Annotated in this window: 21 protein-coding genes and 1 pseudogene; 10 read left to right on the forward strand and 12 right to left on the reverse strand. The window is 69.2% G+C overall.

Translation table 11 applies throughout. The features are described 5' to 3' along the window. Window positions 1-47 precede the first annotated feature (47 nt). The 4 genes and pseudogenes from CDO81_RS28855 to CDO81_RS15645 form a co-directional block, all read right to left on the reverse strand. Window positions 48-881, reverse strand: a pseudogene (locus CDO81_RS28855) (ATP-binding cassette domain-containing protein); the annotation flags it as partial. Beyond that, window positions 797-1,012 carry a hypothetical protein gene (locus CDO81_RS29290; RefSeq protein ID WP_158218301.1) on the reverse strand — a complete coding sequence of 72 codons (216 nt, stop codon included), beginning with the start codon at window positions 1,010-1,012 and terminating at the stop codon, window positions 797-799. The gene CDO81_RS29290 and the pseudogene CDO81_RS28855, both read right to left, overlap by 85 nt. Continuing rightward, the gene (locus CDO81_RS15640) at window positions 955-2,976 is read right to left on the reverse strand and encodes a S8 family peptidase (protein WP_088484165.1); all 2,022 of its coding nucleotides are present in this window, start codon (window positions 2,974-2,976) and stop codon (window positions 955-957) included. The genes CDO81_RS29290 and CDO81_RS15640 overlap by 58 nt, the downstream gene beginning before the upstream one ends. A 15-nt stretch (window positions 2,977-2,991) precedes the next feature. Next, complete coding sequence (locus CDO81_RS15645) at window positions 2,992-3,990, reverse strand: AAA family ATPase (protein WP_088484166.1); 999 nt, start codon at window positions 3,988-3,990, stop codon at window positions 2,992-2,994. Between the two features lie 717 nt (window positions 3,991-4,707). On the opposite strand from CDO81_RS15645, the gene CDO81_RS15650 reads away from it, so the two are divergent. Genes CDO81_RS15650 through CDO81_RS15660 form a run of 3 tightly spaced genes read left to right on the forward strand, consistent with a single transcriptional unit; the run spans window position 4,708 to window position 7,435 of the window. Next, window positions 4,708-5,103 carry a GntR family transcriptional regulator gene (locus CDO81_RS15650; protein WP_088484167.1) on the forward strand — a complete coding sequence of 132 codons (396 nt, stop codon included), beginning with the start codon at window positions 4,708-4,710 and terminating at the stop codon, window positions 5,101-5,103. Next, window positions 5,100-5,984: an ABC transporter ATP-binding protein gene (locus tag CDO81_RS15655; RefSeq protein WP_088484168.1), complete on the forward strand. Its 885-nt coding sequence runs from the start codon at window positions 5,100-5,102 to the stop codon at window positions 5,982-5,984. Before CDO81_RS15650 ends, CDO81_RS15655 begins: the two co-directional genes overlap by 4 nt. After that, window positions 5,984-7,435 carry a hypothetical protein gene (locus CDO81_RS15660; RefSeq protein ID WP_088484169.1) on the forward strand — a complete coding sequence of 484 codons (1,452 nt, stop codon included), beginning with the start codon at window positions 5,984-5,986 and terminating at the stop codon, window positions 7,433-7,435. Before CDO81_RS15655 ends, CDO81_RS15660 begins: the two co-directional genes overlap by 1 nt. Before the next feature lie 12 nt (window positions 7,436-7,447). Here CDO81_RS15660 and CDO81_RS15665 read toward each other — a convergent pair whose 3' ends face one another. Next, window positions 7,448-7,924, reverse strand: coding sequence for a flavin reductase family protein (locus CDO81_RS15665; protein WP_193466507.1), 477 nt, complete (start codon window positions 7,922-7,924; stop codon window positions 7,448-7,450). Window positions 7,925-8,047: 123 nt separating this feature from the next. On the opposite strand from CDO81_RS15665, the gene CDO81_RS15670 reads away from it, so the two are divergent. Next, entirely contained in the window at window positions 8,048-8,959 is a 912-nt protein-coding gene (locus tag CDO81_RS15670) for a M48 family metallopeptidase (protein ID WP_088484448.1), read from the forward strand. Between the two features lie 9 nt (window positions 8,960-8,968). Here the strand turns inward: CDO81_RS15670 and CDO81_RS15675 are convergent, their stop codons facing one another. The 7 genes from CDO81_RS15675 to CDO81_RS15705 form a co-directional block, all read right to left on the reverse strand. Beyond that, a complete protein-coding gene (locus CDO81_RS15675) occupies window positions 8,969-9,601 on the reverse strand; it encodes a Crp/Fnr family transcriptional regulator (protein ID WP_088484170.1) in 633 nt (210 codons plus the stop codon). Window positions 9,602-9,696: 95 nt separating this feature from the next. Beyond that, a complete protein-coding gene (locus tag CDO81_RS15680; RefSeq protein ID WP_088484171.1) occupies window positions 9,697-10,374 on the reverse strand; it encodes a helix-turn-helix transcriptional regulator in 678 nt (225 codons plus the stop codon). A 156-nt stretch (window positions 10,375-10,530) separates the two neighbouring features. Then, window positions 10,531-11,172 (reverse strand): MBL fold metallo-hydrolase, encoded by a 642-nt coding sequence (locus tag CDO81_RS15685; RefSeq protein WP_088484172.1) that lies wholly within the window; start codon window positions 11,170-11,172, stop codon window positions 10,531-10,533. A 112-nt stretch (window positions 11,173-11,284) separates the two neighbouring features. Beyond that, window positions 11,285-11,890, reverse strand: a complete 606-nt coding sequence (locus tag CDO81_RS15690; protein ID WP_088484173.1) for an IPTL-CTERM sorting domain-containing protein — start codon at window positions 11,888-11,890, stop codon at window positions 11,285-11,287. Between the two features lie 168 nt (window positions 11,891-12,058). Then, on the reverse strand, window positions 12,059-12,481 hold the full coding sequence (gene trxC / locus CDO81_RS15695) for a thioredoxin TrxC (RefSeq protein WP_088484174.1): 423 nt from the start codon (window positions 12,479-12,481) through the stop codon (window positions 12,059-12,061). 154 nt (window positions 12,482-12,635) lie between these two features. Further along, window positions 12,636-14,021, reverse strand: a complete 1,386-nt coding sequence (locus tag CDO81_RS15700; protein ID WP_088484175.1) for a sensor histidine kinase — start codon at window positions 14,019-14,021, stop codon at window positions 12,636-12,638. Then, window positions 14,018-14,701, reverse strand: coding sequence for a response regulator (locus CDO81_RS15705; protein ID WP_158218302.1), 684 nt, complete (start codon window positions 14,699-14,701; stop codon window positions 14,018-14,020). Before CDO81_RS15705 ends, CDO81_RS15700 begins: the two co-directional genes overlap by 4 nt. Before the next feature lie 136 nt (window positions 14,702-14,837). On the opposite strand from CDO81_RS15705, the gene CDO81_RS15710 reads away from it, so the two are divergent. The 6 genes from CDO81_RS15710 to CDO81_RS15735 all read left to right on the forward strand — a co-directional run bounded on the left by CDO81_RS15710 (window position 14,838) and on the right by CDO81_RS15735 (window position 22,949). Then, complete coding sequence (locus tag CDO81_RS15710) at window positions 14,838-16,001, forward strand: efflux RND transporter periplasmic adaptor subunit (protein ID WP_158218303.1); 1,164 nt, start codon at window positions 14,838-14,840, stop codon at window positions 15,999-16,001. After that, the gene (locus CDO81_RS15715; RefSeq protein ID WP_088484177.1) at window positions 15,998-19,117 is read left to right on the forward strand and encodes an efflux RND transporter permease subunit; all 3,120 of its coding nucleotides are present in this window, start codon (window positions 15,998-16,000) and stop codon (window positions 19,115-19,117) included. The genes CDO81_RS15710 and CDO81_RS15715 overlap by 4 nt, the downstream gene beginning before the upstream one ends. Then, window positions 19,098-20,639 (forward strand): efflux transporter outer membrane subunit, encoded by a 1,542-nt coding sequence (locus CDO81_RS15720; protein ID WP_088484178.1) that lies wholly within the window; start codon window positions 19,098-19,100, stop codon window positions 20,637-20,639. Before CDO81_RS15715 ends, CDO81_RS15720 begins: the two co-directional genes overlap by 20 nt. Before the next feature lie 13 nt (window positions 20,640-20,652). Then, window positions 20,653-21,015 carry a hypothetical protein gene (locus CDO81_RS15725; RefSeq protein ID WP_144397272.1) on the forward strand — a complete coding sequence of 121 codons (363 nt, stop codon included), beginning with the start codon at window positions 20,653-20,655 and terminating at the stop codon, window positions 21,013-21,015. 15 nt (window positions 21,016-21,030) lie between these two features. Beyond that, on the forward strand, window positions 21,031-22,329 hold the full coding sequence (locus CDO81_RS15730) for a carbohydrate porin (protein WP_088484180.1): 1,299 nt from the start codon (window positions 21,031-21,033) through the stop codon (window positions 22,327-22,329). Window positions 22,330-22,448: 119 nt separating this feature from the next. After that, window positions 22,449-22,949 (forward strand): hypothetical protein, encoded by a 501-nt coding sequence (locus CDO81_RS15735; protein ID WP_088484181.1) that lies wholly within the window; start codon window positions 22,449-22,451, stop codon window positions 22,947-22,949. Window positions 22,950-22,979 lie beyond the last annotated feature (30 nt).

The raw sequence follows: 22,979 nt of genomic DNA on the forward strand, positions 1-22,979 counted from the left end.
CCGCGGCCGAGCGGCAGGTCCTCGCTGAGCGCAAAGCCGTGCCGGATCCAGTCGGCCGCATACGCCAGGCCGACCTTGCGGTTGCCCACCTCGACGATGCGGCCCTTGTCCATCGCGATGATGCGGTGCGCGTTTCGCACGGCCGAGAGGCGGTGGGCAATGATGAAGACGGTGCGGCCCTGGCAGATGGCGCGCATGTTGTGCTGGATGATGGCTTCGCTCTCATAGTCCAGCGCGCTGGTGGCCTCGTCGAAGATCAGGATGCGCGGCTGGCTGAAGAGGGCCCGGGCGATCGCGATGCGCTGGCGCTGGCCGCCGGACAGGCTGCTGCCTTGCTCACCCACGACGGTGTCGTAGCCCTGCGGCAGCTCGGAGATGAACTCGTGGGCGCCCGCCAGCTTGGCAGCGTGGATGACGGCTTCCAGCGGTGCCGCCGGGTCGGCAATGGCGATGTTCTCTCGCACGCTGCGGTTGAAGAGCATGTTCTCCTGCAGCACCACGCCCACCTGGCGGCGCAGCTGGGCGGCGTCGATGAGGGCGATGTCGTGGCCGTCGACTTGCACGCGGCCACTCTCCGGGACGTAGAGGCGCTGGATGAGCTTGGTCAGCGTGCTCTTGCCGGAACCGCTGCGGCCGACGATGCCGATGACTTCGCCGGGGCGCACGTCCAGGCTCACGCCGTGCAGCACGGGCGGCGCGTCCGGGCGATAACGGAAGGTGAGGTTGTCCAGCGTCACACGGCCCTGCAGGCGCGGCAGCGGACTCACGCTCTGGGGCGGCAGTTCGGTGCGGGTGTTCAGGATGTCGCCCAGGCGTTCCATGGACAGGCCCGTCTGCTGGAAGTCGGTCCACATCTGCGCGATGCGCATGATGGGCTGGGCAAACGGATCGCGCCGTCGTCCTCGAGGCGCTGCCACGGCAGGCCCAGCACCAGGGCGTGCAGCTGCGGCTGCGTCAGCGGCATCTGTTCCAGCGTGACATCGCGAAGCCATACGAAACGGCCCTGGTGCAACCGCCGCGCTGCCAGCCATCGACCTTGTGATACGGCTGGATCAGGTCCTGCACGATCATGGTCAGCGAATTGCTCGCGCTATACAGGGCCCGCTTCAGGCTCGGCACGCCGTAGCCGCAGTGCCGCAGCAGCTGGCGCATGGTGGCTTGGTTTCGCTGGCCGCCCGGGGTGTAGGTGTCGAGCATCGGCGGTGTCCAGCGAGCCGAGTGAACCATCAGACCTCGAACGGTTTCCGGCCAAAAACTGGGATAGGAGGCGGCGATGCGTGCGCACATGCCAGCGGCGAGTCCAGTGGATGCGCTAGTGGCCCAGCTGAGAGCAAACAGCCGCTCATGCGGCTCATGGCCTGTAGTCAGCAAGGACAGGCTGTCCATAGAACTGGTGAAACCGGAGGCCTCGATGGCGGCATTGCCGCCTTCCATGACGATGTCCGGCTTGTAGGGCCAGCCTTGCTGCCAGGTGGCCGACGTCGTCGTGTACGGGCTCAGCCCGCCGGCGCAGGCGATGGGCTGGTATGCGGGCGCGTCTGCCGAGATGGTTGTCATCTCGGAATACGCCCCGACGGTCAGCGCATTCCACGCTTGGCCAGGGTCATGGATGGAGCTGGTGCTCAAGCTGTGCGGGTACGCAGCCCAAGCGGCACTGTCATTGGTGTTGCCTGCGGAAAGAACGAACAGCCGTCTTGTCGCGCCCTGTCCCTCGTAGTCGCAAGCCAGCCGGTCGACCTCGGCTGACCAGGATGAAGGCCGACCACGGTCGCGGCCGTCGGTGGAAGACACCGCCATCGCGAATACGCGGCGGCGCTCGACATCGGTGATCTCCACACGAGCGACAGCCTCCGCCGTGATCGCGCCAAATGACTCACCCTCGTTGTCGCCCGGCCCGCGCAGCACCTTCACAGACTCAAGGCGATGCGGAACCACCAGCGGCGCGTTCTCGGCCAGTGCGGCCGTGAGGTCGCCCAGCAGTGCCAGGCCGGCGAGCTCACTTCCATGGCCGTTCGCATCGTCTGGCCCCCAGGCCGGCTCTATGGCGTGGCGGTCCTCGTCGGCCACGAACGGCGCAAGAAGTGGGTGGCCGTGATTCACGCCGGTGTCCAGCAGCGTCACGTACGCGTTGCCGGTCGGTTCGGGAACCAGTCGCTGCAGCAGATCGTCCTGCCAGTCCGCCTGCTCACCGAGCGGCAGATTTGCGAAGAACTCCGCAGTGGTCTTGGCGCGGCGCAGTTCCGCGATCATGTTCAACACCAGTGGCGACTGCAGGAACTGATGCTTGGTACCGTGGACCTGGGCGACCATACGCTCGGGAAAGTGCAGCACGCGATCGCTGACCCGCAGCCCTGCCATGCCGGTCACCTTGCGGAAGTCGGCCAGCGTGCGCTCGGCATGCCCGCCGAGCGGGAGCCATGCCTCCCACCAAATGGCTTGATCCGCGGTGTCAGGCAAGGCCGCGACGTCATCCGTCCAGAGCGAGTCGAAGGTCGCCACGCGCAGCGCGCTGATGGCGTCCACGAGCGCTTGGTGATCAAGCGGAGTGCCGTTCTTGCTGGTCTTTCCGTCGACGTACTCAGTGATCAGGTTCTCGAAATGGCTCAACTTGCCTTGCGGCACGAACACTGTGGCCAGGATCTGCGCGCCCTGGTGCCGGACGTTCATCAGCTCGATGCCGCGATGGTCACGAGCAAGGCTCGCGGCGGCCATGGCCACACCCTGCTCGCTCTCAAACTCAACCTGGATGCCGATCGCACTCTGCACGCCAGCTTCGGCTTGCTCGGCCACACGCTGCTGTTGGGCGGTGGCGACCTGCGCCAACTGGGCGCGTAGCGCCCCCGCATGCTGCTGCCGGTCTTTCGCCGGTACCGTCGGTTTGGCGCCCCCGCCGATCGGCTTGGCGGTATAGCCCTCAACGCTGCAGGTGCCTTGAGGAAACAGGTGCGGGCGGTGCTGCTGATCTCCGGTAGCCATTCAGCGAACGCGCACTCAGACCTTGGCCACAGACGTGCGGCGACGCACGGCCTGGCGTTGTTGGAGAAGAACCTTCACGTCGTCAATCGGCACACTGACCTGGTCATGCATCACGGCTTCCTTGACCGCATCGCTTACGGCCCGCGTGATCTCTGCATGGCTTAGACCGACGGCTTCGGTCGTCAGCGCAGAGATGGCCTTGGTCGACTTCAGATAGCTACCCAAGCGCATGCGCAGCAGCGCACGAATCTCGTCTGCGGATGGCACGTGGTACTCAACCAGGTCATCGAAGCGTCGGAATAGAGCGTCGTCAAGGATGTCCACGTGATTCGTGGCGGCGACGATGACGCTGCTGGACTCATCCTGCTCGATCATCAGCAGGAAGCTGTTGAGGATGCGCCGGATCTCACCGACGTCGTTGGCCATGCCGCGCTGGCTGCCGATGGCGTCAAATTCGTCGAAGAAATACACGCCTCGGGTGGAGGCCACAGCGTCGAACACCTGGCGCAGCTTGGCGGCCGACTCGCCCATGAACTTGGTGATGAGCGCGTCCAGGCGCACTACAAACAACGGGATGCCCAACTCACCCGCCAACGCAGCGGCTGTCATCGTCTTGCCAGTGCCAGAAGGGCCAACCAGAAGGAGCTTGCGGCGCGGATGCAGGCCGTGGCTGCGTAGCTTGCTCAGATGTCGCTGCTCCTTCAGCACGCGCTGCAACCCGGCGAGCACTGGCGGCGCCAGCACCATGTCCGAAAGCCGTCTGGACGGGTAGGACACGGTCAGCAGGGATGCCAGCTCACCCTTGGGGCGAGCAAGCGGAATGGCGCCCTCGGGGGAGCCCGAGGGTCGGCGCGACTTGGCAGCGTCAAGCAGATCGCGCAGTTCCTCGGCGAGCTTGCCGTGTCCCTGTTTGGCCTCGTGCGCGGCCATCTGCATAGCGACCGAGTAGAAATGGCGCTCGTCTCCCTCCGCATAGGAGCGAAACAGGGCTTTGAGTTGATCGCCATTGGCCATGAGGTCATTGTCGCGTATGGCGCCCTGCGGAAGTCCAGTCTAGGGTTTGCCTGGGCCGTCTGTCGGCTCGCGCCACAGTGCCCCAATCAGCTGTGCTGACGGGTCACGACCTTGACGCCAGCTGGCTCAGCGGTCGTGGCTCCAGTATCGCGTAGCTGTGGTACGCCAGAGCGGCCAGACGCCCGTAAGCCGGGCTCGACGACCCGACCCACTCGCTCGGTCGGCGCAGCCCGCCACAGGCCACGGGAAGGCCCTGTAGGGGGCCGTCAGGCCTGCCCAAAGACCAGCGCACCACGCCAGCCATCCGCGATCCACACCTTTTGCAGCGAAAGTTCGCCGCATACGGAGTTGAGCCAAGCAGCGCCTGGGGGCGATTTCATTGGCACGCAGCGCTGCAGCTCTGTCATGGACCCCGCAACTGGGGGCCGGAATCGGCCCTTCATCCTCCTTCAATCCCGGCCGAGGGCCTGCACCCAACGCGCCCTCCCCGCGTCTCCTCGACATGTTCCACAAGAGTCCAACTCCATCGCTTGAATGGTCACCTGTTACCAAATCCGAACAGGGGCCGCATCCGAAAAGTTCAGAACTGAGTGAACAAAGTTCAGAACTGAATGGTTTTCGACACCTCGTCCAGGATCGGCAGTCGCCCTGCGCTCATCAGACACTTGCGCCAACTGTCCACGTGTACTATCGTACTAGTACACATTGGCAGCTCGCATGGACCCCACCCACTTCGTCCAGATCAACACCGGCTCGCCCGAGCCCATCTACCGGCAGCTCATCGAGCAGGTGAAGCGCCGCGTGGCGGCCGGGCAGTTGCAGGCGGGGGACGAGATTCCGTCCGTGCGGGAGCTGGCGCAGGCGCTGGCGGTGCACCCCATGACCATCTCCAAGGCGTATTCGATGCTGGAGATGGAAGGGGTGTTGGAGCGCCGGCGGGGGCTGTCGATGGTGGTGGCGGCCCAGCACCAGGGCGCCCAGCCCACGGCCGACCGGGTGGAGCTGCTGCGCCCCACGCTGGAGAAGGCCGCCGCCGAAGCCCGTGAGCTGGCCCTGCCGGCGGCGCAGGCACTGCACTTGTTCAAGACCATCCTCGAGGAGGCCTCCCGATGAGCCCGCACTTCCCTCCGGCCAGCACGCCGAGCGCCGACATCCGCGGCCTGAGCCTGCGCTACCCCCAGGGCCCCGCCGTGCTCGAAGGCCTGGACTGGCAGCTGCTACCCGGCCAGGTGGTAGGCCTGCTCGGGCGCAACGGCGCCGGCAAGACGACGCTGCTCGAAGCCCTGCTCGGCCTGCGCGAGCCCAGCAGCGGCGAGGTGCAGCTGTTCGGCCAGCCAGCCCAGGTGCTCGACGACGCCACCCGCGCCCGCATCGGCTATGTGCCGCAGCACAGCGACCTGTTCGAGAGCTTCAGCGCGGCGCAGCTGCTGGCCTACTTCCGCAGCTTCTACCCGCGCTGGAACGAGGCCAAGGTGGAGGGTCTGATGTCGCGCTGGGACATCGACCGCGACAAGCCCATCCGCAAGCTCTCGGGCGGGCAGAAGCAGCGCCTGTCCATCATCCGCGCGCTGGCCCATGAGCCCGACTTGCTGGTGCTGGACGAACCCGTCGCCAGCCTGGACCCGGCCGGCCGGCGCGACTTCCTGCGGGAGCTGGTGGGCGAGGTGCTGGACCGCGGCGCCACCGTGGTGTTCTCGACCCACATCCTGTCGGACCTGGAGCGGGTGGCCTTCAACATCGCCTTCCTGAGCCAAGGCCGCATCGCGCTGCAGGCGCCACTGGACGAGCTGCTGGAGCAGGTGCGCGCCTTCACCGGCAGCGTGACCGAGGTGGCGGCGCTGATGGCGCGGCTGGGCGCCCAGCCGCTCAAGCGCATACCGCTGGAAGCGGGCCGGGAGCGCGTGCTGGCCCGACTGCCCGCGCATGCCGAGTTGCCGGCCGGCGTGGCCGCCGACCGGCTCAACCTCGATGACCTGTTCACGGAGCTGACCTGATGAACACCGCCCAGCTGTCGCAGGTGCTGCTGGCGGCATGGCGCCAGCGCGACCGCAGCTCACCCTGGGGGCGCTGGCTGATCGCCGCGCTGGTGGTGCTGCCGAGCGTGGCCAGCGCGCTGCTGCTCCACGGACCGGCCCGATGGGGACTGCCGGCAGGCATTTCGCTGGTCATCATCCACATCGGCTGGCTGTTGATGGCGGCCAACCTGCAGATGCAGAACACCCCATCCGCCGCGCGTTTCGTGCCCGGCCATGTGCGCGCGCTGAGACAGGCCGGGTTGCTGTGCTGGGTGGCCTGTACCGCCGCGAGCTGCCTGCTGCTGGTCCTCGTCATGCCCACCCGCTTGCTGACCTGGCAGGCCGCGCTGCTTGGGAGTGCCGCCGCGGTGACCTTCACGATGTGGTCGACCCGGATCTGGTGGCTGTGGCTCCTGTTCTTCTTCTGGGGGCCGCTGCTGGGCGTGCTCAGCGAGCACCTGCCCCTTCCCCTGCAGGCCGCGCAGGCGCTGTGGCATGAACACCAGCACCTGACGCTGGCCGCCGGGCTGCTGGGGCTCGGGGCCCTGATGCCCGCAGCCTTCGGCCAGGGGGATGCGGCGCACCGCCGTGCCTATGGGCGATTGAGCCGCCTGCAGGAGATGCAGCGCATGTTCCAGGAAGGCCACCAGGCGACGCCGGCCCAGGCCTTCGTCGGGCTGGAGCGCTTCAGCCGGCCCTTCAACGCCGTCATCACGGCCTGGCGCGAGCATGTGCTGCGCAGGGCAGACAACACCTCGACCGCCAGCCTGCTGGCCCGCGCCGAGATCGTGCTGCATGCCAACCAGCACTGGGTCTATCAGCTCCTCACCGCAGCCTCCATCATGGCCAGCCTGGCGCTGATGTTGGGCGTCGTCGTGGGGTGGACGGGCGCGCCGTGGCAAGACCTGATCCACCACGGCGCCTTCGGCATCACCGTGGGCCTGGGCAGCATGGCCGTCATCCCGATGCTGGGGCGTGCCATGCTGTGGCAGACCCGTCGGGAGCAGGCCCTGCTGCGGCTGTTGCCGGGCCTGCCCCAAGGCCGCGCCGCGAACCGCGCCGTTGCGTGGCTGTCATTGCGCCATGCACTACTGGCCGCCGTGCTCGCGGCCGTGCTGATCCTGCCGCTGTGCCGCATCACCGACCAATGGGGGCTGCTGTGGCTGCCGCTCATGGCCGTGCCCTGGTCGCTCTGGACGGCCACGCGCTCGCCGGCCCACATGCGCCAGCCCACCGGCCTCCGGTCCATGCTGCCCGTCATGGCCTATTACCTGAGCGCCGCGGTGGCTTACGTCGGCACCGAACGACTGGGCCTGCCCATGGTGCCGTGGGCCGTCGGCCTGCTGGCCGTCAGCGCGGCCTGGGGTGCATGGCGCTGGCGCCGGCTCGACCACCAACCCGCGGCACTGCCGGCCGGGCGCCTGAGCTGAACGGTAGCTCGCTCAGATCGGCAGCTCGGTGAAGTAGCGCCCGCCGTGGAAGATCAGCGGCTGCGCGCCCGGCCGCGAGGTGCAGCGCTCCACCTCGCCGACGAAGATGACATGGTCGCCCTCTTCATAGCGGCTACGGTTGGCGCATTCGAAGGTGGCCACGGCGCCGTCCAGCACCGGCGCGCCGCCCGCGCCCTCGCGCCAGGCGACGCCGGCGAAGCGGTCGATGTCGCGGGTGGCGAAGCGCTGCGCCAGGTCTTTTTGATCGGCCGCCAGGATGTTGATCGCGTAGTGGGAGCCATGCGTGAACACCGGCATGGACCCGGCGCGTCGGGCCAGGCTCCACAGCACCAGCGGCGGGTCCAGCGACACGGAGTTGAAGGAATTGGCCGTCAGGCCCGCGAGGCTGCCGTCGGAACCGCGCACGGTGATGATGGTCACGCCCGTGGCGAACATCCCCAGGGCGGCGCGGAATTGCTGACTGTCCATGGCCAGGATTGTCGCTGCCCTGTCCTACGACAGCCCGCCCAGGGGCATCGCACAATCACGCGCATGAACGCCGCCGACTTCACCGTCCAAGACGACCTTCAGTTCAGCAACCAGCCGCGCCGCATGTTCGGCGACTGCGCCGACTGCGCCGCCGGCCGATGCACCCCGCCCGCCCAACGCAGCCGGCGGCTGTTCACCGGCCTGCTGGGCGCTGCCGCGCTGGCACCGGCCTGGGCGCGCGAAGGGGTGGATGTGGGCCCCAAGAGCAAGTTCGCGGGCCTGGTGTCGGCCGAGCAGCTGGAGGCCGCTGGCGGCCAGCAATACGCGCAGATGATGCGCGAGGCGGCACAGCAGCGGGCCCTGGCACCGATGGAACACCCGCAGGCCCAGCGGCTGCGCTACATCGCCCAGCGCATCGTGCCCTTCAGCTACGAATGGAACGACCGCGCGCGCCAATGGAAGTGGGAGGTGAACCTGCTGGGCAGCCCGCAGCTCAACGCCTTCTGCATGCCGGGCGGCAAGATCGCGTTCTATTACGGCATCCTCGAAAAGCTCCAGCTGGAAGACGACGAGGTCGCGGCCATCATGGGCCATGAAGTGGCCCACGCGCTGCGTGAGCATGCCCGCGAGCGCATGGGCAAGACGGCGGCGACCAACGGCGTCATCGAGCTCGGCTCGGCGCTGCTCGGTCTGGGCAACCTGGGCCGCGGCCTGGCGGGCCTCGGTGGCCAGCTGCTCACGCTGCGCTTCAGCCGAGAAGACGAGAGCGAGGCCGACCTGGTCGGCATCGAGCTCTCGGCCCGCGCCGGCTATGACCCCTCGGCCGCGGTGCGGCTGTGGGAAAAGATGATGTCGGCCAACAAAGGCGCGCCGCCGCAGTGGCTGTCCACCCACCCGGCCAGCGGCACGCGCATCCGCGACATCCAGGCCAACTTGTCGAAGGTGGCGGGACTCTACGCCCGCGCGCCACGCCCGGAGCGCCGCTTCCCGGTCGCCCCGCCGCTCAGGAGCGCGACCACCTCGCGCGACGGCTGACGCCCGCGCCTACCAGCGCGCCGGCAGGTTCTTCAGCCGCTGGTACTCGCCCGCGGCCACGCGGCGCAGGTAGCCGCCCAGCTCCAGGTCCTTGACCAGCTTGGACACCATCTCGCGCGAGCAGCCCAGGCGCTGGGCCATGCCCTGGTGAGTCAGCGCCAGGTGGCGGCCGTCGCCGGTGGATTCGTCCACCAGGTTCTTGAGCCGGCCGTAGACGTCGTTCAACGCCAGTTGCTTGGTCGACAGCGTGGCGGCCCGCGCACGGCGGATCACCTTGGTCAGCAGCTCGAAGGCGAACTCCGGGTGCTCGCTGATGTGGGTCAGCAGGCTGGCGCGTGTGACCATGACCAGGCGGCTGGCTTCTTCCGTGATGACGCTGGCCGAGCGCGGGCCACCGTCCAGGCTCATCTCGCCCACATACTCGCCGGGGCCGTAGACGCCGTAGGTGATCTCGCGGCCACGCACGTCGCTGCTGAACGCGCGCAGCGAACCGCTGAGGATGAGGTAGAGGTTGTCGCCGATCGAGCCTTCCTCGATCAGCACGATGCCCTTGCGGTAGCTGCGGGCAATGCCGCGTGCCGCCAGCAGCCGCAGCGACGGCGGCAGGGACTGGAATTCGTTGTCGAGAGCGTCGTCAGCCATCCAAGCAACGCCGGGGCATGAGGCCCGTGGCGCGCCCGAATGTTAGTGCTTGCCGGCCTGCCGACGCCCGCTGCTGCACGCCCTTGCGGCGTGACTCAGTTCACGAGCTTGGCCGGCCGCAGCGACGACACCAGCGGCGGCAGCAGCGCGAGCTGGCGCATCAGCTCGCCGATGCTGTCGGCACCGCTCTTGGCGCGGATGCTCTGGATCTGGCTGCGCACCGTAGAGATGGCCACGCCCTGGCGCTGCGCCACTTCGGTGGGCTTCACGCCATTGGACAGCGCCTTGAGCACCTCGGTCTCGGCCGGCGTGAGCTGGTAGCGCAACGCGAACCACTGCGCAGCCAGGTCACCGCAGAGCTGGCGGCGCTCCAGGATCAGCAGCACCGCCGCCTGGCTGACGTCGCGGTTGAGCGGCACCACCACCACGTTGGCCTTGCCGCATTCGGCGCGGTCATCACCCAGGCGCAGCAGGCAGCGGCGGCCGCTGGCTTCAGCGCCCTCCAGGGCTTCGGCCAGCGGGACGGCGTCGGTCAACAGCCGCGCACGCAGGTGCTGGCCGACGAGTTCCAGCGGATGGTTGTCTTCCAGGGAGGCGCGCGCCGCCAGGTTGGTATGCAGCACCCGGCCCGCGCCGTTGAGCAGCACCACGCCGTGGTCCAGCTCTTCGAGCACCAGGCTCATCCACTGGTTGGACAGCGAGGCCGCCGCGCGGCGCTCGCGAGGACGAGAGCCGGACGCTTGGCCCGGCGGCACCATATCGGACATCCACATCGCTCTGCACTCCCGGCCCGCACCCCGCAAGCCATCCTTAAAGCGTAGGAGAGCATGTTTGGCGCGCGTCGTAAATGTTGCTGAATGTGTTTGTGAACGAATTACAGCGGAGCGTGGCGCTACAGCTTAGGGATTGCGCGCCGGTCCAGCCAATGTTCAGCCGCGCTCGGCGACATAGGGGTTGGTGCGCCGCTCACGGCCCAGCGTGCCCTCGGGGCCATGGCCGGGAATGAAGACGGTGTCATCCCCCATCGGCCACAGCCGCGTGCGAATGGCGTCGAGCAGCTGCTGGTGGTTGCCTCCGGGGAAGTCCGTGCGGCCGATGCTGCCTGCAAACAGCACGTCGCCCACGAACGCCCGTTGCGCCGCCGCCGAGTGAAAGACCACGTGGCCCGGCGTGTGCCCCGGGCAGTGGCGCACCGTGAGGGTCTCGTGGCCGATCTGCACCGTGTCGCCATCATCCAGCCAGCGATCAGGCGTGAAGGTTTCAGCCGGCGGGAAGCCGAACATGCGGCTTTGCTGTGCCAGCCCGTCGATCCAGAACTGATCGCCCGGATGCGGCCCGACGATGGGCAGCCCCTGCTCCCGCGCCAGCTGCCCGGTGCCTCCAGCGTGGTCGATGTGCGCATGCGTCAACCAGATGGCCTTGAGCGCAAGCCCCCGCTGCGCCACCGCCGCCAACAGCCGCGGCAACTCGCCGCCTGGGTCGATGACGGCAGCGTCCAGGGTCTGGTCGCACCAGACGATGGAGCAGTTCTGCTGGAAGGGAGTGACGGGGAGGGTGAGGTATTGCAGCATGGGTGAGTGACGGGGACCTGGTTCAACCTGCATGCAAAGCCTGCAAGGCGGCCACGCAGCCGCGGTGCGACCCAGTGCCCGCATCGCCGTGCAGCGACGCGACTGGCTGACCTCAACCTCTCGATTGTCTGTTCACCAACCCTCGCGGCCGACGCAACGCCCAGGCAGCCGTCAAACCGAGCAGCCCCGCCAAGCCCACTTTGGCCCAGGTGTCCAACGCAGGTACCGAGATGATCCCACTCGGGGCATTGAAGTTGGTGATGGTGAACACCGCGTTCGTGCTGCCGTTCAGAGTCAGCGAGAAGGTCTGTCCGGCGACGACCGGGATCGAGACGGTGCCGCTTTGCGGGCCATCGTTCGAGCCCAGCGTTGTCGTGACCCCTGCCAAGGTGTAGCTGCCGGACGTGACAACACCGGCGTCGTTGAAGGACGTGCTGTCGTAGCTCCAGCTGAACGACAGCGTCCCGTTTGCGGGAATGTTGCCGGTGAGCGTGTAGCTGGATGAAATGTTGGCGCAGCCCGTGAATGTCCTGAGAACCAAGGTGTTGGGCATGCCCGCCGTGTTGACCTGGGACGAGCCACAGCCGAATGTCTGCGTGAATGGTGTCCAGTTGGCAGGTGCATAGCTGCCTGAAAAATCCGCCCGAGCGGGCATGCAAACCAGCAGGGCTGCGGACAGCAGCATGGCGAAGCGGCGATCTTTGCGGGAATGCAGCATGGCGAAGGCGTGAGTTTGATCTGCAAAACTGCCTGCAAAGCGTATCAGTTGCTCTAACCCGTCTGTTCAGGGATAGCACGGTTTGCAGCGATCCGGCCTGCGCTTCAACGTTGGCACAAGATGGCGGCGCCAGGGAATCGACGCCCGCGCGGCCTGCGGCCGCCCAGTTCAGCGCAGGGCCGTATCAATCCAGACCCCGAGCTTCGATGAGGACATCGCGCCGCTCTGGCGCGCTACTTCCCGGCCACCCACGAAGAGCAGCGTGGTCGGGATGCTGCGGATCTGCAGCGCGGCGCTGGCGCGTGGTGCAGCATCGCTGTCGACCTTCACGAAGCGCAGCTCGGGCCGTGCGGCGGCGAGTTGCTCGAAATGTGGCGCGTAGGCGCGGCAGGGCCCGCACCAGGCGGCCCAGAAATCCACCACCACCGGCGCCTCCGTGCCCTGCAGATAGGCCGACAGGTCGGCATCGCCCAACACCACCGGCCGTGCCGGTGCCACCGGCTGGCCACAGCGGCCGCAGCTCGGGTCATCGGCGAGGCGTGCTTCGGGCACACGGTTGCGGGTGCCGCAGTGGGGGCAGACGAGCAGCATGACAAGGCTCCTTGAGGGTCTGCCGCATATCGGGTGCGCCGCGGCAACTTAAAGAGGGCCGTCACGGTGCGGCTCGTTCATTGGCGGGCGGCTGCGCGGTGAGCCGGGGCAGTCCCAGGCGGTCTCCATGGACTCACCCTGTGGCGGCGCAGCCTCAAGCCGGCGAAGGTGCCTCGAAGACCAGGCAGAACCTGGCGCCACCACTGAGCGAACCCGTGAGGCCCACGGTGGCGCCATGCAGCTCGGCGATCTCCTTCACGATGGCCAGGCCCAGCCCGGTGCCGGGGCCCACGGCGCCGCTGCCGCGTGCAAACCGCTCGAAGATGCGTTCGCGCTCCTGCGCGGGCACGCCCGGCCCGTCGTCCTCCACCACCAGCGTCGGGGGATGGTCGGTGATGCCCAGGCGCACGACCCCACCAGGTGGCGTGTGGCGCAAGGCGTTGTCGACCAGATTGCCCAGCGCTTCGCTGATCAGCTCGGGCTGGCCTCGAATCATCACCGCGCGACCGCCGTCGGGCTCGCTGAGCTCCAGCCTCACGCCGCGGTCCGAGGCGGCGTCCTGGTAGGCGAGCCCGACGCCGTAGGCCAGCGGGGCAAGATCGACGCGCGAGAACTCGCGGCTCTTGTTCAGTTCGGGATCGAGCCGGCTCAGCGCAAGCAACTGTTGCAGCAGGCGGGCAGTGCGCTGCGTGGTCTCGCCCAGGTCCTGCAGCGCCGCCTTGACCGAGGCGAGGTCTGGGCCCTCCGCCGCCCGGGCCAGGCCGAGCTGCAGCGCGGTCAGCGGGGTGCGCAGTTGATGGGCCGCGGTGGAGGCGAAGCGCTGCTCCCGGGCCAGCACCTCCCGCACGCGCTGGTGCATGTCGTTCAGCGCGGTGGCGAACGGCAGCAGCTCACGTGGCACCTCGTCGGTCGGGATGGGGTCCAGCGAGAGGTGGGACCGCTCGTTCCAGCGCGCCGCCATCGCCTCCAGTGGGCTCACCGTCCGGCGCACGCCGCGCGCCACGACAACGGCGGCCAAGAGCAGCACCAGGCTCAGCGGTGAGAAGACGAGCAGCAGATCCGTCCGGGCATGGGCCCGCTTGATGAGCGTCTCCGCGACGCCCACGCGCACGCGCGGCGAGCCAGCGGGCGCGGCCTCCACCCAGACCACGCGCACCGGCTGCCCCCGGTAGACCGCATCGATGGCGCGTCCCTCCGCGCCGTAGAGGCGCTCATGGCGACCGGCCTGCGGCAGGTGCGGGCTGCCTGCCAGCAGCTGATCGCCCTCCAGCACGGCGAAGTAGACCCGGTCGGCCACGTCGTAGACCAGCATGGTTTCGGCCTGCCGGTCCAGCGCCAGCCGTGCATGCCCGTTCTCCGAGCGGACCTGCTGGGCCAGCGACCGTGCCGCATCCAGCAGCCAGCGATCGAAGGTCTTCTCGACCAGATAGTCGGCCCCCACCGCGCTGAAAAGACCGCCCAGCAGCACGATGGCCAGCACCGGCAGGCCCAGTCGCCATTGCAGCTCGCGCTGCAGCCAGCGACGGTGGCGGCGCGTCATGGACCGGCGGGCGCGTCCGCGAGGACGAGCCGGTAGCCGAAGCCCCGCACGGTATCGATCTGCACCGGGCCCTGCCCGAGCTTGCGCCGAAGTCGGGACACGTACACCTCCGCGGCGCTGTCGCCCACCTCGAGGTTCTTCTCGGCCAGGGCATCGATGATCACGCGCTTGGGGACCAGCCGCGGCGCGCGGCGCAACAGCAGCCCGAGCACCTCGAATTCGCGCGGATGCAGCTCCAGCGGCTCGCCGTCGAGCAGCAGCCGACCTTCGTCGCGCAGCCACAGCAGCGGGCCGAAGTGCAGGCGCGCATCACGGTCCCGCGAGTTGCGGCGCATCAGCGCCTCGATGCGGGCGTCCAGTTCGGTCGCGGCGAAGGGCTTGATCAGGTAATCGTCGGCGCCTGCCTGCAGCCCGCTGACGCGATCAGCCACCCGGTCGCGCGCCGTGAGGATGAGCACCGGCGTGCCGGGGTCACGGCTGCGCCAGCGCTGCAGCCAGTCCAGGCCGTCGCCGTCGGGCAGCTGCAGGTCCAGCACGATCAGGTCGTGGATGAGCTGGCGCGCTCGCTGATCCGCCTGCGACAGGGTTTCGCAAGGCATGACCTCCCAGCCCCTGGACTGCCATCGCAGCAGCAGTTCGCGGCGGATGTCGGGGTCATCCTCGATCAGGAGGATCTGCATGATGTGGCGCGTCCGAGGGCGACTGATAGGAAGTTGCAAGACTGCATGCCTAGCGTGGCGGCATGTCCCTTCAAGCACCGCATTCTTGCCCGCGCCAGCCGTCGTGAAGCCGTCAACCTCGCCACGCCCTCGGGTCATGCCCGGCTCGCTGCCGACGCTGGCGCGGCTGTCGCTGCTCGCCTTGCTGACAGCCTGCAGCAAGGCCCCCGCTCCGCCCAGCCCTGCCGCGCCGGCACCAGCAACCGCAGCCCGGCATGCCGATGCCGACCACCTCCGGTTTGCGCCGGGCTCGCCCCAGCTCGCGATGATCCACAGCAGCGTCGCCACAGCCTTCCCGCTACCTGTGGCGCAGCCCCTGGAGGCCCGCCTGGCCTATGACGAGGATGTGACGTCCCGACTGTCGCTGCCGGTGTCCGGCCGCGTGACCGAGCTGCGCGCCCGGCCGGGTGACCGGGTGCGGCGGGGCCAGGCCCTGCTCGTCATCGACTCGCCGGACGTCGGCAGCGCCATGGCGGACCTTGCACGGGCCGAGGCCGACCTGGCCCTCAAGCAGAAGACCGTGGCCCGGCTGCAAGACCTGTCGGGCGGCGACGCCGTGGCCCGCCGGGAGCTTGAGCAGGCCCAGGCAGACCTCGCCCAGGCCCGGGCGGAACAGGCGCGAGCGGCGCTGCGGCTGCGCAACCTCCACCTGGGCGAGAGCAGCCGGGAGGGACAACGCCTGACCCTCAGCAGCCCGCTCGACGGGGTCGTTGTGGAGCGCAATGCCAACCCCGCCATGGAGGTGTCGCCCTCGCTGACGTCGCCCCTGTTCGTGGTGGCCGACCTGCGGCACCTGTGGGTGCTGGCCGACCTGCCCGAGAAGCTCGGGCCGCAGGTGCGCGTCGGTGACCGGCTGGTGATCGAATCCGACGCCCTGCCGCAGGAACAACGCGAGGCACGCGTGGTGCAGGTGGGCCCGACAGTCGACCCGGCGACCCGGCGCGTGGTGCTGCGCGCCAAGCTCGACAACCCGGATGGCCGCCTGATGCCCGAGATGTTCGTGCGCGCCTGGCTACCCGCGCGGCGCGGCGAGCCGGCCGTGCGGGTGCCCAACACCGCCATCGTGACCCGCGGCGTGCATGCCTTCGTTTTCGTGGAGACGCAGGCCGGTGAGTTCCAGCGACGGCGCGTCGACCTCGCCGCCCGCGGAGGTGACGACAGTTTCGTCAGCCAGGGCCTCACGGCCGGCGAGCGTGTCGTGACGCAGGGCGCCCTGCTGCTGGACGCGGAGCTGAGCGCCCCGGCGGACGGGCAGCCATGATCGACCGGCTCATCGTCTTCGCGCTGACGCAGCGCGTGTTCGTGTTCGTGCTGGCCGCGGCGCTGATCGGCTTCGGCGCCTATTCCCTGAACAACCTGCCGATCGAGGCCTTCCCCGATGTGCAGGACGTGCAGGTGCGCGTCATCGCCCAGCTGGCCGGGCAGGCACCGCAGGACATGGAACGTGCCGTCACCTTGCCCATCGAGCGCGAGGTGTCGGGCATTCCCGGTCTGATCAACGTGCGCTCCGTGACCATGACCGGCCTGTCCATCGTCACGCTGACGTTTGCCGACGGCACGGACGACTATTTCGCACGGCAGCAGGTGCTTGAGAGGCTCTCGACGGTGAACCTGCCCGCGGGCGTGCAGCCGCAGCTGGCGCCGCTGTCGACGGCCGTGGGGGAGGTGTACCGCTACACCATCGACGCCCCGGGCCTGTCTCCCACCGAGATCCGCACCCTGCAGGACTGGACCATCCGGCCCGCGCTGCGCATGACGCCAGGCGTGGCCGACATCGTCACCTTCGGCGGCGCGATCCGGGAGTACCAGGTCGACGCGGACCTGATGGCCCTGCGCAAGTACCAGATCACGCTGGACCAGCTCAGCCAAGCCCTGGCCAACGGCAATGCGAGCACCGGCGGCAATGTGGTGCGGCAGGGCGATGCCTCGCTGGTGGTGCGCACGCAGGGGTTGTTCGCCAGCCTGGAGGACATCCGTCGCGTCGTCGTGGCCGCACGCCAGGGCCGGTCCATCACGGTGGCGGAGGTGGCGAACGTGCACCTGGGTGAGCGGCCACCCTACGGTGTCGTGGGCGTCGACGAGCGGGACCAGGCGGTCGAGGGCATCGTGTCCATGACCAAGGGCGGCAATCCGGCCAAGATCAACGCCGAACTGCGCGCACGCATCGAGCAGTTGCGCCCCCACCTGCCGGCCGGCGTGTCCATCGTGCCCATCTATGACCGGACGCAGCTGGTGCACCACACCGTCGCGACCGTGGCCGAGAACCTGCTGGTGGGCGCGGTGCTGGTCGTGGCCGTGCTGGTGGTGTTCCTGTCGAGCTGGCGTGCCGCGCTCGTCGTGGCCACCGTCATTCCGCTGGCGCTGCTGTTCGCCTTCATCCTGATGCACGCCCGCGGCGTGTCGGCCAACCTGATCTCGCTCGGCGCGGTGGACTTCGGCATCATCATCGACAGCGCGGTGGTCATTGTCGAGGCGCTGATGGTGCGCCTCGCCCTGCCCGACCGCACACCGGAGCCCGGGCTGTCGGAGGCCGGCTATCGCGTGCATGCCCTGCACCAGACCATGGGCGGCATGGCGCATCCGGTGCTCTTCTCCAAGGCCATCATCATCCTGGCCTTCGTGCCCATCTTCACGTTCCAGCGGGTCGAAGGAAAGATCTTCACGCCGGTTGCGCTGACGTTGAGCTTCGCGCTCATCGGCGCGGTGCTGCTGACCTTCACCGTGCTGCCGGCGCTGCTGGCGGGCATCCTGCAGCGGCGCAGCCTGCGCGAGAAGCACAAGCCCTGGCTCGCGCGGCTGCAGGACCGTTACCGGCGCGGACTGGTCGGCGCCCTGGCGCGTGGGCGGCTGGCGCTGGCGCTGTCGGCCCTGCCCGTGGTGGCTGCACTGGCCCTGGCGCCGCGCTTGGGCAGCGAGTTCCTGCCCAAGCTGGACGAAGGCAACATCTGGCTGACCATCACCCTGCCCACTTCGGCGGCGCTGGAGACGACGCAAGCCATCGAGAGCCGGGTGCGCGGCCTGCTGCGCGGCTACCCCGAAGTCGCCCACGTCATCTCACAGGTGGGGCGCCCGGACGACGGCTCCGACCCCAAGGGGGCCAACAACCTCGAGATCCTGGTGGACCTGCAGCCGCACGCGCAGTGGCGCTTCGCCAGCAAGGAGGCCCTGATCGCCGACATGACGGCACAACTCGCCGTCATCCCGGGCCTCTCCACCAACTTCTCGCAGGTCATCCAGGACAACGTCGAGGAGTCGCTCTCGGGCTTTCGGGGCGAGATCGTGGCCAAGATCACCGGCCCGAACCTGGACATCCTGGAGCAGAAGGCCGACCAGGTCGCCAACACCCTGCGCCGCCTCCCCGGCGCGACAGACGTGGACTACACCCGCGTGGGCGGGCAGGCGGAGATCGTCGTGACGCCGGACCGGCTTCGCCTGGCGCGCCTGGGCCTGGCCGTGGCCGACGTCAACAACCTGGTGAACGAGGCCATGGCCGGCAATGCGGTGTCGAGCTTCTTCGACGACGAGCGGCGCTTTGACATCGTGCTGCGCGCCGCACCCTCGCAGCGCAACAGCGTGGATGCGATCGGCAACCTGCCCCTGCCGCTCCCCGACAGCAAGAGCGCCAACGGGCTGGCGGTCGTCGCGCTGTCGGACGTGGCGCGCATCGAGGTGCGCGAGGGCGCCTCCCGCATCGTGCGGGAGGCTGGCAGCCGGGCGGTCATCGTCAAGGTCAACCTGATCGGCCGAGACCAGGGCAGCTTCATCGCCGAGGCGCAGGACGCCGTCGCGGCGGCAGTGCCGCTGCCTGACGGCTACGAGCTGCGCTGGGGCGGCCAGTTCGAGAACTCGCAGCGGGCGCTTGCGCGGCTGAGCGTCATCATCCCGCTCACGGCGCTGCTGATCTTCTCGCTGCTGTTCTGGACCTTCCGGTCGGTGCGACTGGCGCTGATGGTGCTGGCCATGGTGCCTTTCACGCTGGTCGGTGGCCTCGCGGCGCTCGGCCTCGCGGGCCTGCACCTGTCGGTGTCGGCCGCGGTGGGCTTCATCGCGGTGGCCGGCATCTCGGTGCAAAACGGCGTGATCCTGGCCGAAGAGGTGATGCAGCGTGTCCGCGCCGGCAGCGCGGTCGCGGCAGCCATCGTGGAAGGTGCGGTGGCACGCCTGCGCCCCATTCTGATGACGGCCCTGATGGCAGGCCTCGGGCTGCTGCCCGCTGCGCTGTCGCACGGCATCGGCAGCGAGACCCAGCGGCCCTTTGCCTGCGTCATCGTCGGCGGCATCGTCACCGGCACCCTGTTCACCCTGATCGCATTGCCAGTCGCCCTGCGGCGCTTCGCGAACTTCTCCGAGATCGAACATGACCGCTCGCGCGCCTGACCAGACCCGGCACCGGGCACTTGGCCTGCTCGCGGCCGCGGCCGCGCTCGTGCTGGCCGGCTGCGCCGCCGGCCCGGACTACACCCGTCCCACCGTGCCCACCGGGCGCGCCTTCTCCGAGACGGCACCGGCCGATGCCGCGCCCGTGCATGACCTGCCGCGCGACTGGTGGACCTTGTTCCGCCACCCGGCGCTGGATGCGCTGATGGCCGAGGCCTTCAAGAACAGCCCGACCCTGGCTGCGGCACGGCATGCGGTGCGGGCGGCCGAGGAGGCCCGGCTGGCGCAGCAGGCCGCCTTGTGGCCGCAGGTGCAGGCAACCGAGAGCCCGACCCGCACCAAGATCGCCGGCAACCTGGGCGGCAATTCGCCCGGTGTGCAGGGCGATGGCAGCGTCATCAGCACGGTGTCCAACCCGCCCCGGTCAGCGGGCGGCACCGCCCCCTTCAACCAGCCGGTGATCTACAACTTCCACACGGCCCAGGTGTCCATCAGCTATGCACCGGACGTGTTCGGCGGCCTGGGGCGGCAGGTGGAGTCTTCGGCAGCGCTGGCCCAGGCGCAGACCTATGAATGGCAGGCCGCCCGCGTGACGCTCGCGGCCAACCTGGCCTCCGCGGCCATCCTGGACGCGCAGCTGCGCCAGCAGATCCGCTCGGCGCAGGCTGCCGCCCAGGCTGCGCAGGACGCGTTGCGCCTGGCTGAACGGTTGCGGCAGGGCGGCTATCTGGCCGGCAGCGATGAAGCCGCCCAGCGACTGGCGCTGCTGAGCCTGCAGCAGGCCGTCCCGCCGCTGCAGCAGCAGCTGGAGCAGAACCGCAACTGGATGCGCGCCCTGATCGGCGCGCCGCAGGACCGGCCCTTGCCGGCGTTCGAGCTGTCGGACTTCCACTGGCCACAGGCCCTGCCGTCCAGCCTGCCCTCCCAGCTGCTGGAACAGCGTCCCGACGTGCGTGCCGCCGAAGCGCAACTGCACGCGGCCGTGGCGCAGATCGGTGTGGCCCGGGCCGCGCGGTTGCCGCAGTTCGCGATCACGGCTGACGCCGGCGGTGCCGCGTCGCGGCTGTCGCAGGCCTTCCTGGCCAGCGGCCGCTTCTTCGACCTGACCGCCACCTTGACCGCACCGTTGTTCGATGCCGGCGCCGCCAGGCACCGCGAGCTCGGCGCCGCGGCCACGGCGGCGCAGGCCGAGGCCCAGTACCGGGCCACGGTGCTGGGCGCGCTGCAGAACGTGGCCGACGTGCTGCAGGCCATGTCCGCCGATGACGCAGCCTGGACGCTGGCACAGCGCGGCACCGACACCACAGCCCAGGCACTGGCGCTGGCCCAGCGTCGCGTCGACGCGGGCTACCAGGACCGCAGTGCCCTGCTGGCCGCAGAGACCGCACACCATCAGGCCGAGCAGCAGGCCGCCGCAGCCCAGGCGGCGCGGCTGACCCACCTCGTGGCGCTGTACCAGGCGCTGGGCGGCGGCTGGTGGCATGACGACGACCCGCCCCGGGCGGCGGCCTCCCAACCCTGACGAAGGCACCTCCATGCATCCGACCCTCAGGCTCCTTCCCGCATGTCTCGGTGCGCTGCTCAGCGGCGCGTTGCTGGCGGGCTGCGCCACGGCCGAGCAGACCCAGCGGTTCAACGATGGCTGGAAGCCCGGCCACGTGAAGGCCGTCGGCACCGCGGCGGCGCTCGGCGAACAACATCCGCGCCTGGACTGCCGGTCGACCACCGACGCCGACGCGCCCAACACCGTCTATGCCGTCGTGAGCTACCCGCAAGGGCACCGCCACCCGTCGGTCATCGCGTCGGTGCCCGAGCAGTTGCATCCGGGCCTGGGCGAGACCGTCTGGGTCAACAGCCAGCGCTGCGTGCCGCTGGAGCCGCGCGCGGCGGGCGACTGAGGAGCACCGCCTCTCATGCACAAGCCAACCATCCTTGGCGCGGCGCTGCTGGGCACGGCGCTGCTGGCCCACGCGCAAGCCGCCGAAGACTGGAACCTGCATGGCCAGCTGACCTACATCGGCCAGCGCAAGCCGCGCTTGAACTCGCCCTATGCGGGCCCCAACAGCCTGCTGGCCGAGGCTGAGACCAGCTACTCCTTGACCGCCACGGCCGCTCTCGGCCTGCGGCTCGGCCCTCGCACGGAGGTCTACGTGAACCCGGAGGTGGCGCAGGGCCGCCCCATCTCGGGCCTGCTCGGCCTGGCCGGATTCAGCAACGGAGAACTCGCCAAGACCTCGGGCAGCCAACCCAAGCTCTACCGCGCCCGCCTGTTCGCCCGGCACACCATCGACCTCGGCGGCGATGCGGTGGACCTGGCGTCGGCCGCCAACCAGCTGGCGGGCGCGACGACGACCCGCCGCGTGGTGCTGACGGCCGGCGCACTGTCGGTGCTGGACATCTTCGACAACAACACCCTGGCCCACGACCCTCGCATGCAGTTCATGAACTGGGCGTTCATGACGCATGCCGCCTACGACTACCCGGCAGACTCGCGCGGCTACACCTACGGCCTGGCCGCCGAATACATCGACGACGGCTGGGCCCTGCGGGCCGGGCGTTTCAGCGTGCCGCGTGAGCCGAACCAGCTGCAGCTGGACAACCGATGGCGTCGCCACTTCGGCGACCAGGTCGAGCTCAGCCGTGACTACCGCGTCGGTGGGCAGGACGGCACCGTCCGCCTGCTGGCCTGGCGCATGCACGCCGCGATGGCGGATTACGCCGACCTGCTGCCATCGGCAGGCAAGCCGCTGCCGCTGGATGACTCGGTTCGCGCGCTGCGCAGCAAGGCTGGCCTCGGGGTCAGCGTCGAGCAGGCCTTGTCCGACCAGCTGGGCCTCTTCTTGCGCGCCTTCGCGGCCGATGGCAAGACCGAGACCTACGCCTTCACCGAGGCCGACCGGTCCTTCTCGGTCGGCGGCCAGCTTCGCGGCGCGGGCTGGCAGCGCCCCGACGATGTGATCGGCCTGGGCCTGGCCTGCAGCGGGTTGTCGGCTCGCCACCAGGCCTACCTGGCGCGCGGCGGGCAGACCTTCTTCCTGGGCGACGGCGCGCTGCGCTACCGCGCGGAACAGGACGCAGAGCTGTACTACCGCACCGCCCTCGCGCCCGGCCTGTCCGCCACGGCCGACGTCCAGCAGATTCGCAACCCTGGCTACAACGCCGACCGCGGCCCGGCCTGGTTCTATGCCTTGCGGCTGCACTGGGAACAGTGAGTGCCGCGCCGCCAAGCTGTCGCCCGACTGTCGGGCGTCAACGCCCCTCGTGCCCTGCCGTTCTTGTTCGCACGGGCCCGCCGTTTCAAGACTTCTCACCCACCCTTCAGGAGCAACTCATGAAAACCGCCCTCTCCCTCGCCCTCGGTACCTGCAGCCTGGCCCTGGCCAGCATGGCCTTCGCTCAGACCACGCCCACGCCCGACCCGGTCACCCAGGTCCAGCAGGACAACGCGCAGATCCGCCAGGACAACCGCAACATCCACGTCCAGCGCAAGGAGATCGCGCAGGACAACGCCCGCGCCAACGCCGACAAGCGCCGCATCGGCCACGATGACCGCAAGCTCGCCCGCGAGCGCAGTGAACGCAATGCCGACCAGCGCGCCGAAGACCAGGCCATCAAGCGCGGTGACGTGGCGGCAGCCCAGCGCGACGAAGCCGCCCGCGAACAGGAGAACCGCGACATCGGCCGCATCAAGCGCAACGAGGCCCATGCCAAGGCTGACCTCGCCGCCACTCGCGCTGACCGCCACGAGGAGTACAAGGAACTCGGCAGCGCCAAGGCCCAGAAGGCCGCCGACGTGCACAAGCGCAACGTCGACGCGAGCAAGATCCACTGAGGCCCGCGGCCTGCGCGGGGCGCTGCAGAC

Source organism: Roseateles puraquae (assembly GCF_002205845.1).
GTDB classification, from domain to species: domain Bacteria; phylum Pseudomonadota; class Gammaproteobacteria; order Burkholderiales; family Burkholderiaceae_C; genus Pelomonas; species Pelomonas puraquae.

Bases quoted from the DNA above. Each gene is read 5' to 3' on its own strand.
- CDO81_RS15640 (WP_088484165.1), bottom strand. From the start codon at position 2,976: ATGGCTACCGGAGATCAGCAGCACCGCCCGCACCTGTTTCCTCAAGGC.
- CDO81_RS15645 (WP_088484166.1), bottom strand. From the start codon at position 3,990: ATGGCCAATGGCGATCAACTCAAAGCCCTGTTTCGCTCCTATGCGGAG.
- CDO81_RS15650 (WP_088484167.1), top strand. From the start codon at position 4,708: ATGGACCCCACCCACTTCGTCCAGATCAACACCGGCTCGCCCGAGCCC.
- CDO81_RS15655 (WP_088484168.1), top strand. From the start codon at position 5,100: ATGAGCCCGCACTTCCCTCCGGCCAGCACGCCGAGCGCCGACATCCGC.
- CDO81_RS15660 (WP_088484169.1), top strand. From the start codon at position 5,984: ATGAACACCGCCCAGCTGTCGCAGGTGCTGCTGGCGGCATGGCGCCAG.
- CDO81_RS15665 (WP_193466507.1), bottom strand. From the start codon at position 7,924: ATGGACAGTCAGCAATTCCGCGCCGCCCTGGGGATGTTCGCCACGGGC.
- CDO81_RS15670 (WP_088484448.1), top strand. From the start codon at position 8,048: ATGTTCGGCGACTGCGCCGACTGCGCCGCCGGCCGATGCACCCCGCCC.
- CDO81_RS15675 (WP_088484170.1), bottom strand. From the start codon at position 9,601: ATGGCTGACGACGCTCTCGACAACGAATTCCAGTCCCTGCCGCCGTCG.
- CDO81_RS15680 (WP_088484171.1), bottom strand. From the start codon at position 10,374: ATGTGGATGTCCGATATGGTGCCGCCGGGCCAAGCGTCCGGCTCTCGT.
- CDO81_RS15685 (WP_088484172.1), bottom strand. From the start codon at position 11,172: ATGCTGCAATACCTCACCCTCCCCGTCACTCCCTTCCAGCAGAACTGC.
- CDO81_RS15690 (WP_088484173.1), bottom strand. From the start codon at position 11,890: ATGCTGCATTCCCGCAAAGATCGCCGCTTCGCCATGCTGCTGTCCGCA.
- trxC (WP_088484174.1), bottom strand. From the start codon at position 12,481: ATGCTGCTCGTCTGCCCCCACTGCGGCACCCGCAACCGTGTGCCCGAA.
- CDO81_RS15700 (WP_088484175.1), bottom strand. From the start codon at position 14,021: ATGACGCGCCGCCACCGTCGCTGGCTGCAGCGCGAGCTGCAATGGCGA.
- CDO81_RS15705 (WP_158218302.1), bottom strand. From the start codon at position 14,701: ATGCAGATCCTCCTGATCGAGGATGACCCCGACATCCGCCGCGAACTG.
- CDO81_RS15710 (WP_158218303.1), top strand. From the start codon at position 14,838: ATGCCCGGCTCGCTGCCGACGCTGGCGCGGCTGTCGCTGCTCGCCTTG.
- CDO81_RS15715 (WP_088484177.1), top strand. From the start codon at position 15,998: ATGATCGACCGGCTCATCGTCTTCGCGCTGACGCAGCGCGTGTTCGTG.
- CDO81_RS15720 (WP_088484178.1), top strand. From the start codon at position 19,098: ATGACCGCTCGCGCGCCTGACCAGACCCGGCACCGGGCACTTGGCCTG.
- CDO81_RS15725 (WP_144397272.1), top strand. From the start codon at position 20,653: ATGCATCCGACCCTCAGGCTCCTTCCCGCATGTCTCGGTGCGCTGCTC.
- CDO81_RS15730 (WP_088484180.1), top strand. From the start codon at position 21,031: ATGCACAAGCCAACCATCCTTGGCGCGGCGCTGCTGGGCACGGCGCTG.
- CDO81_RS15735 (WP_088484181.1), top strand. From the start codon at position 22,449: ATGAAAACCGCCCTCTCCCTCGCCCTCGGTACCTGCAGCCTGGCCCTG.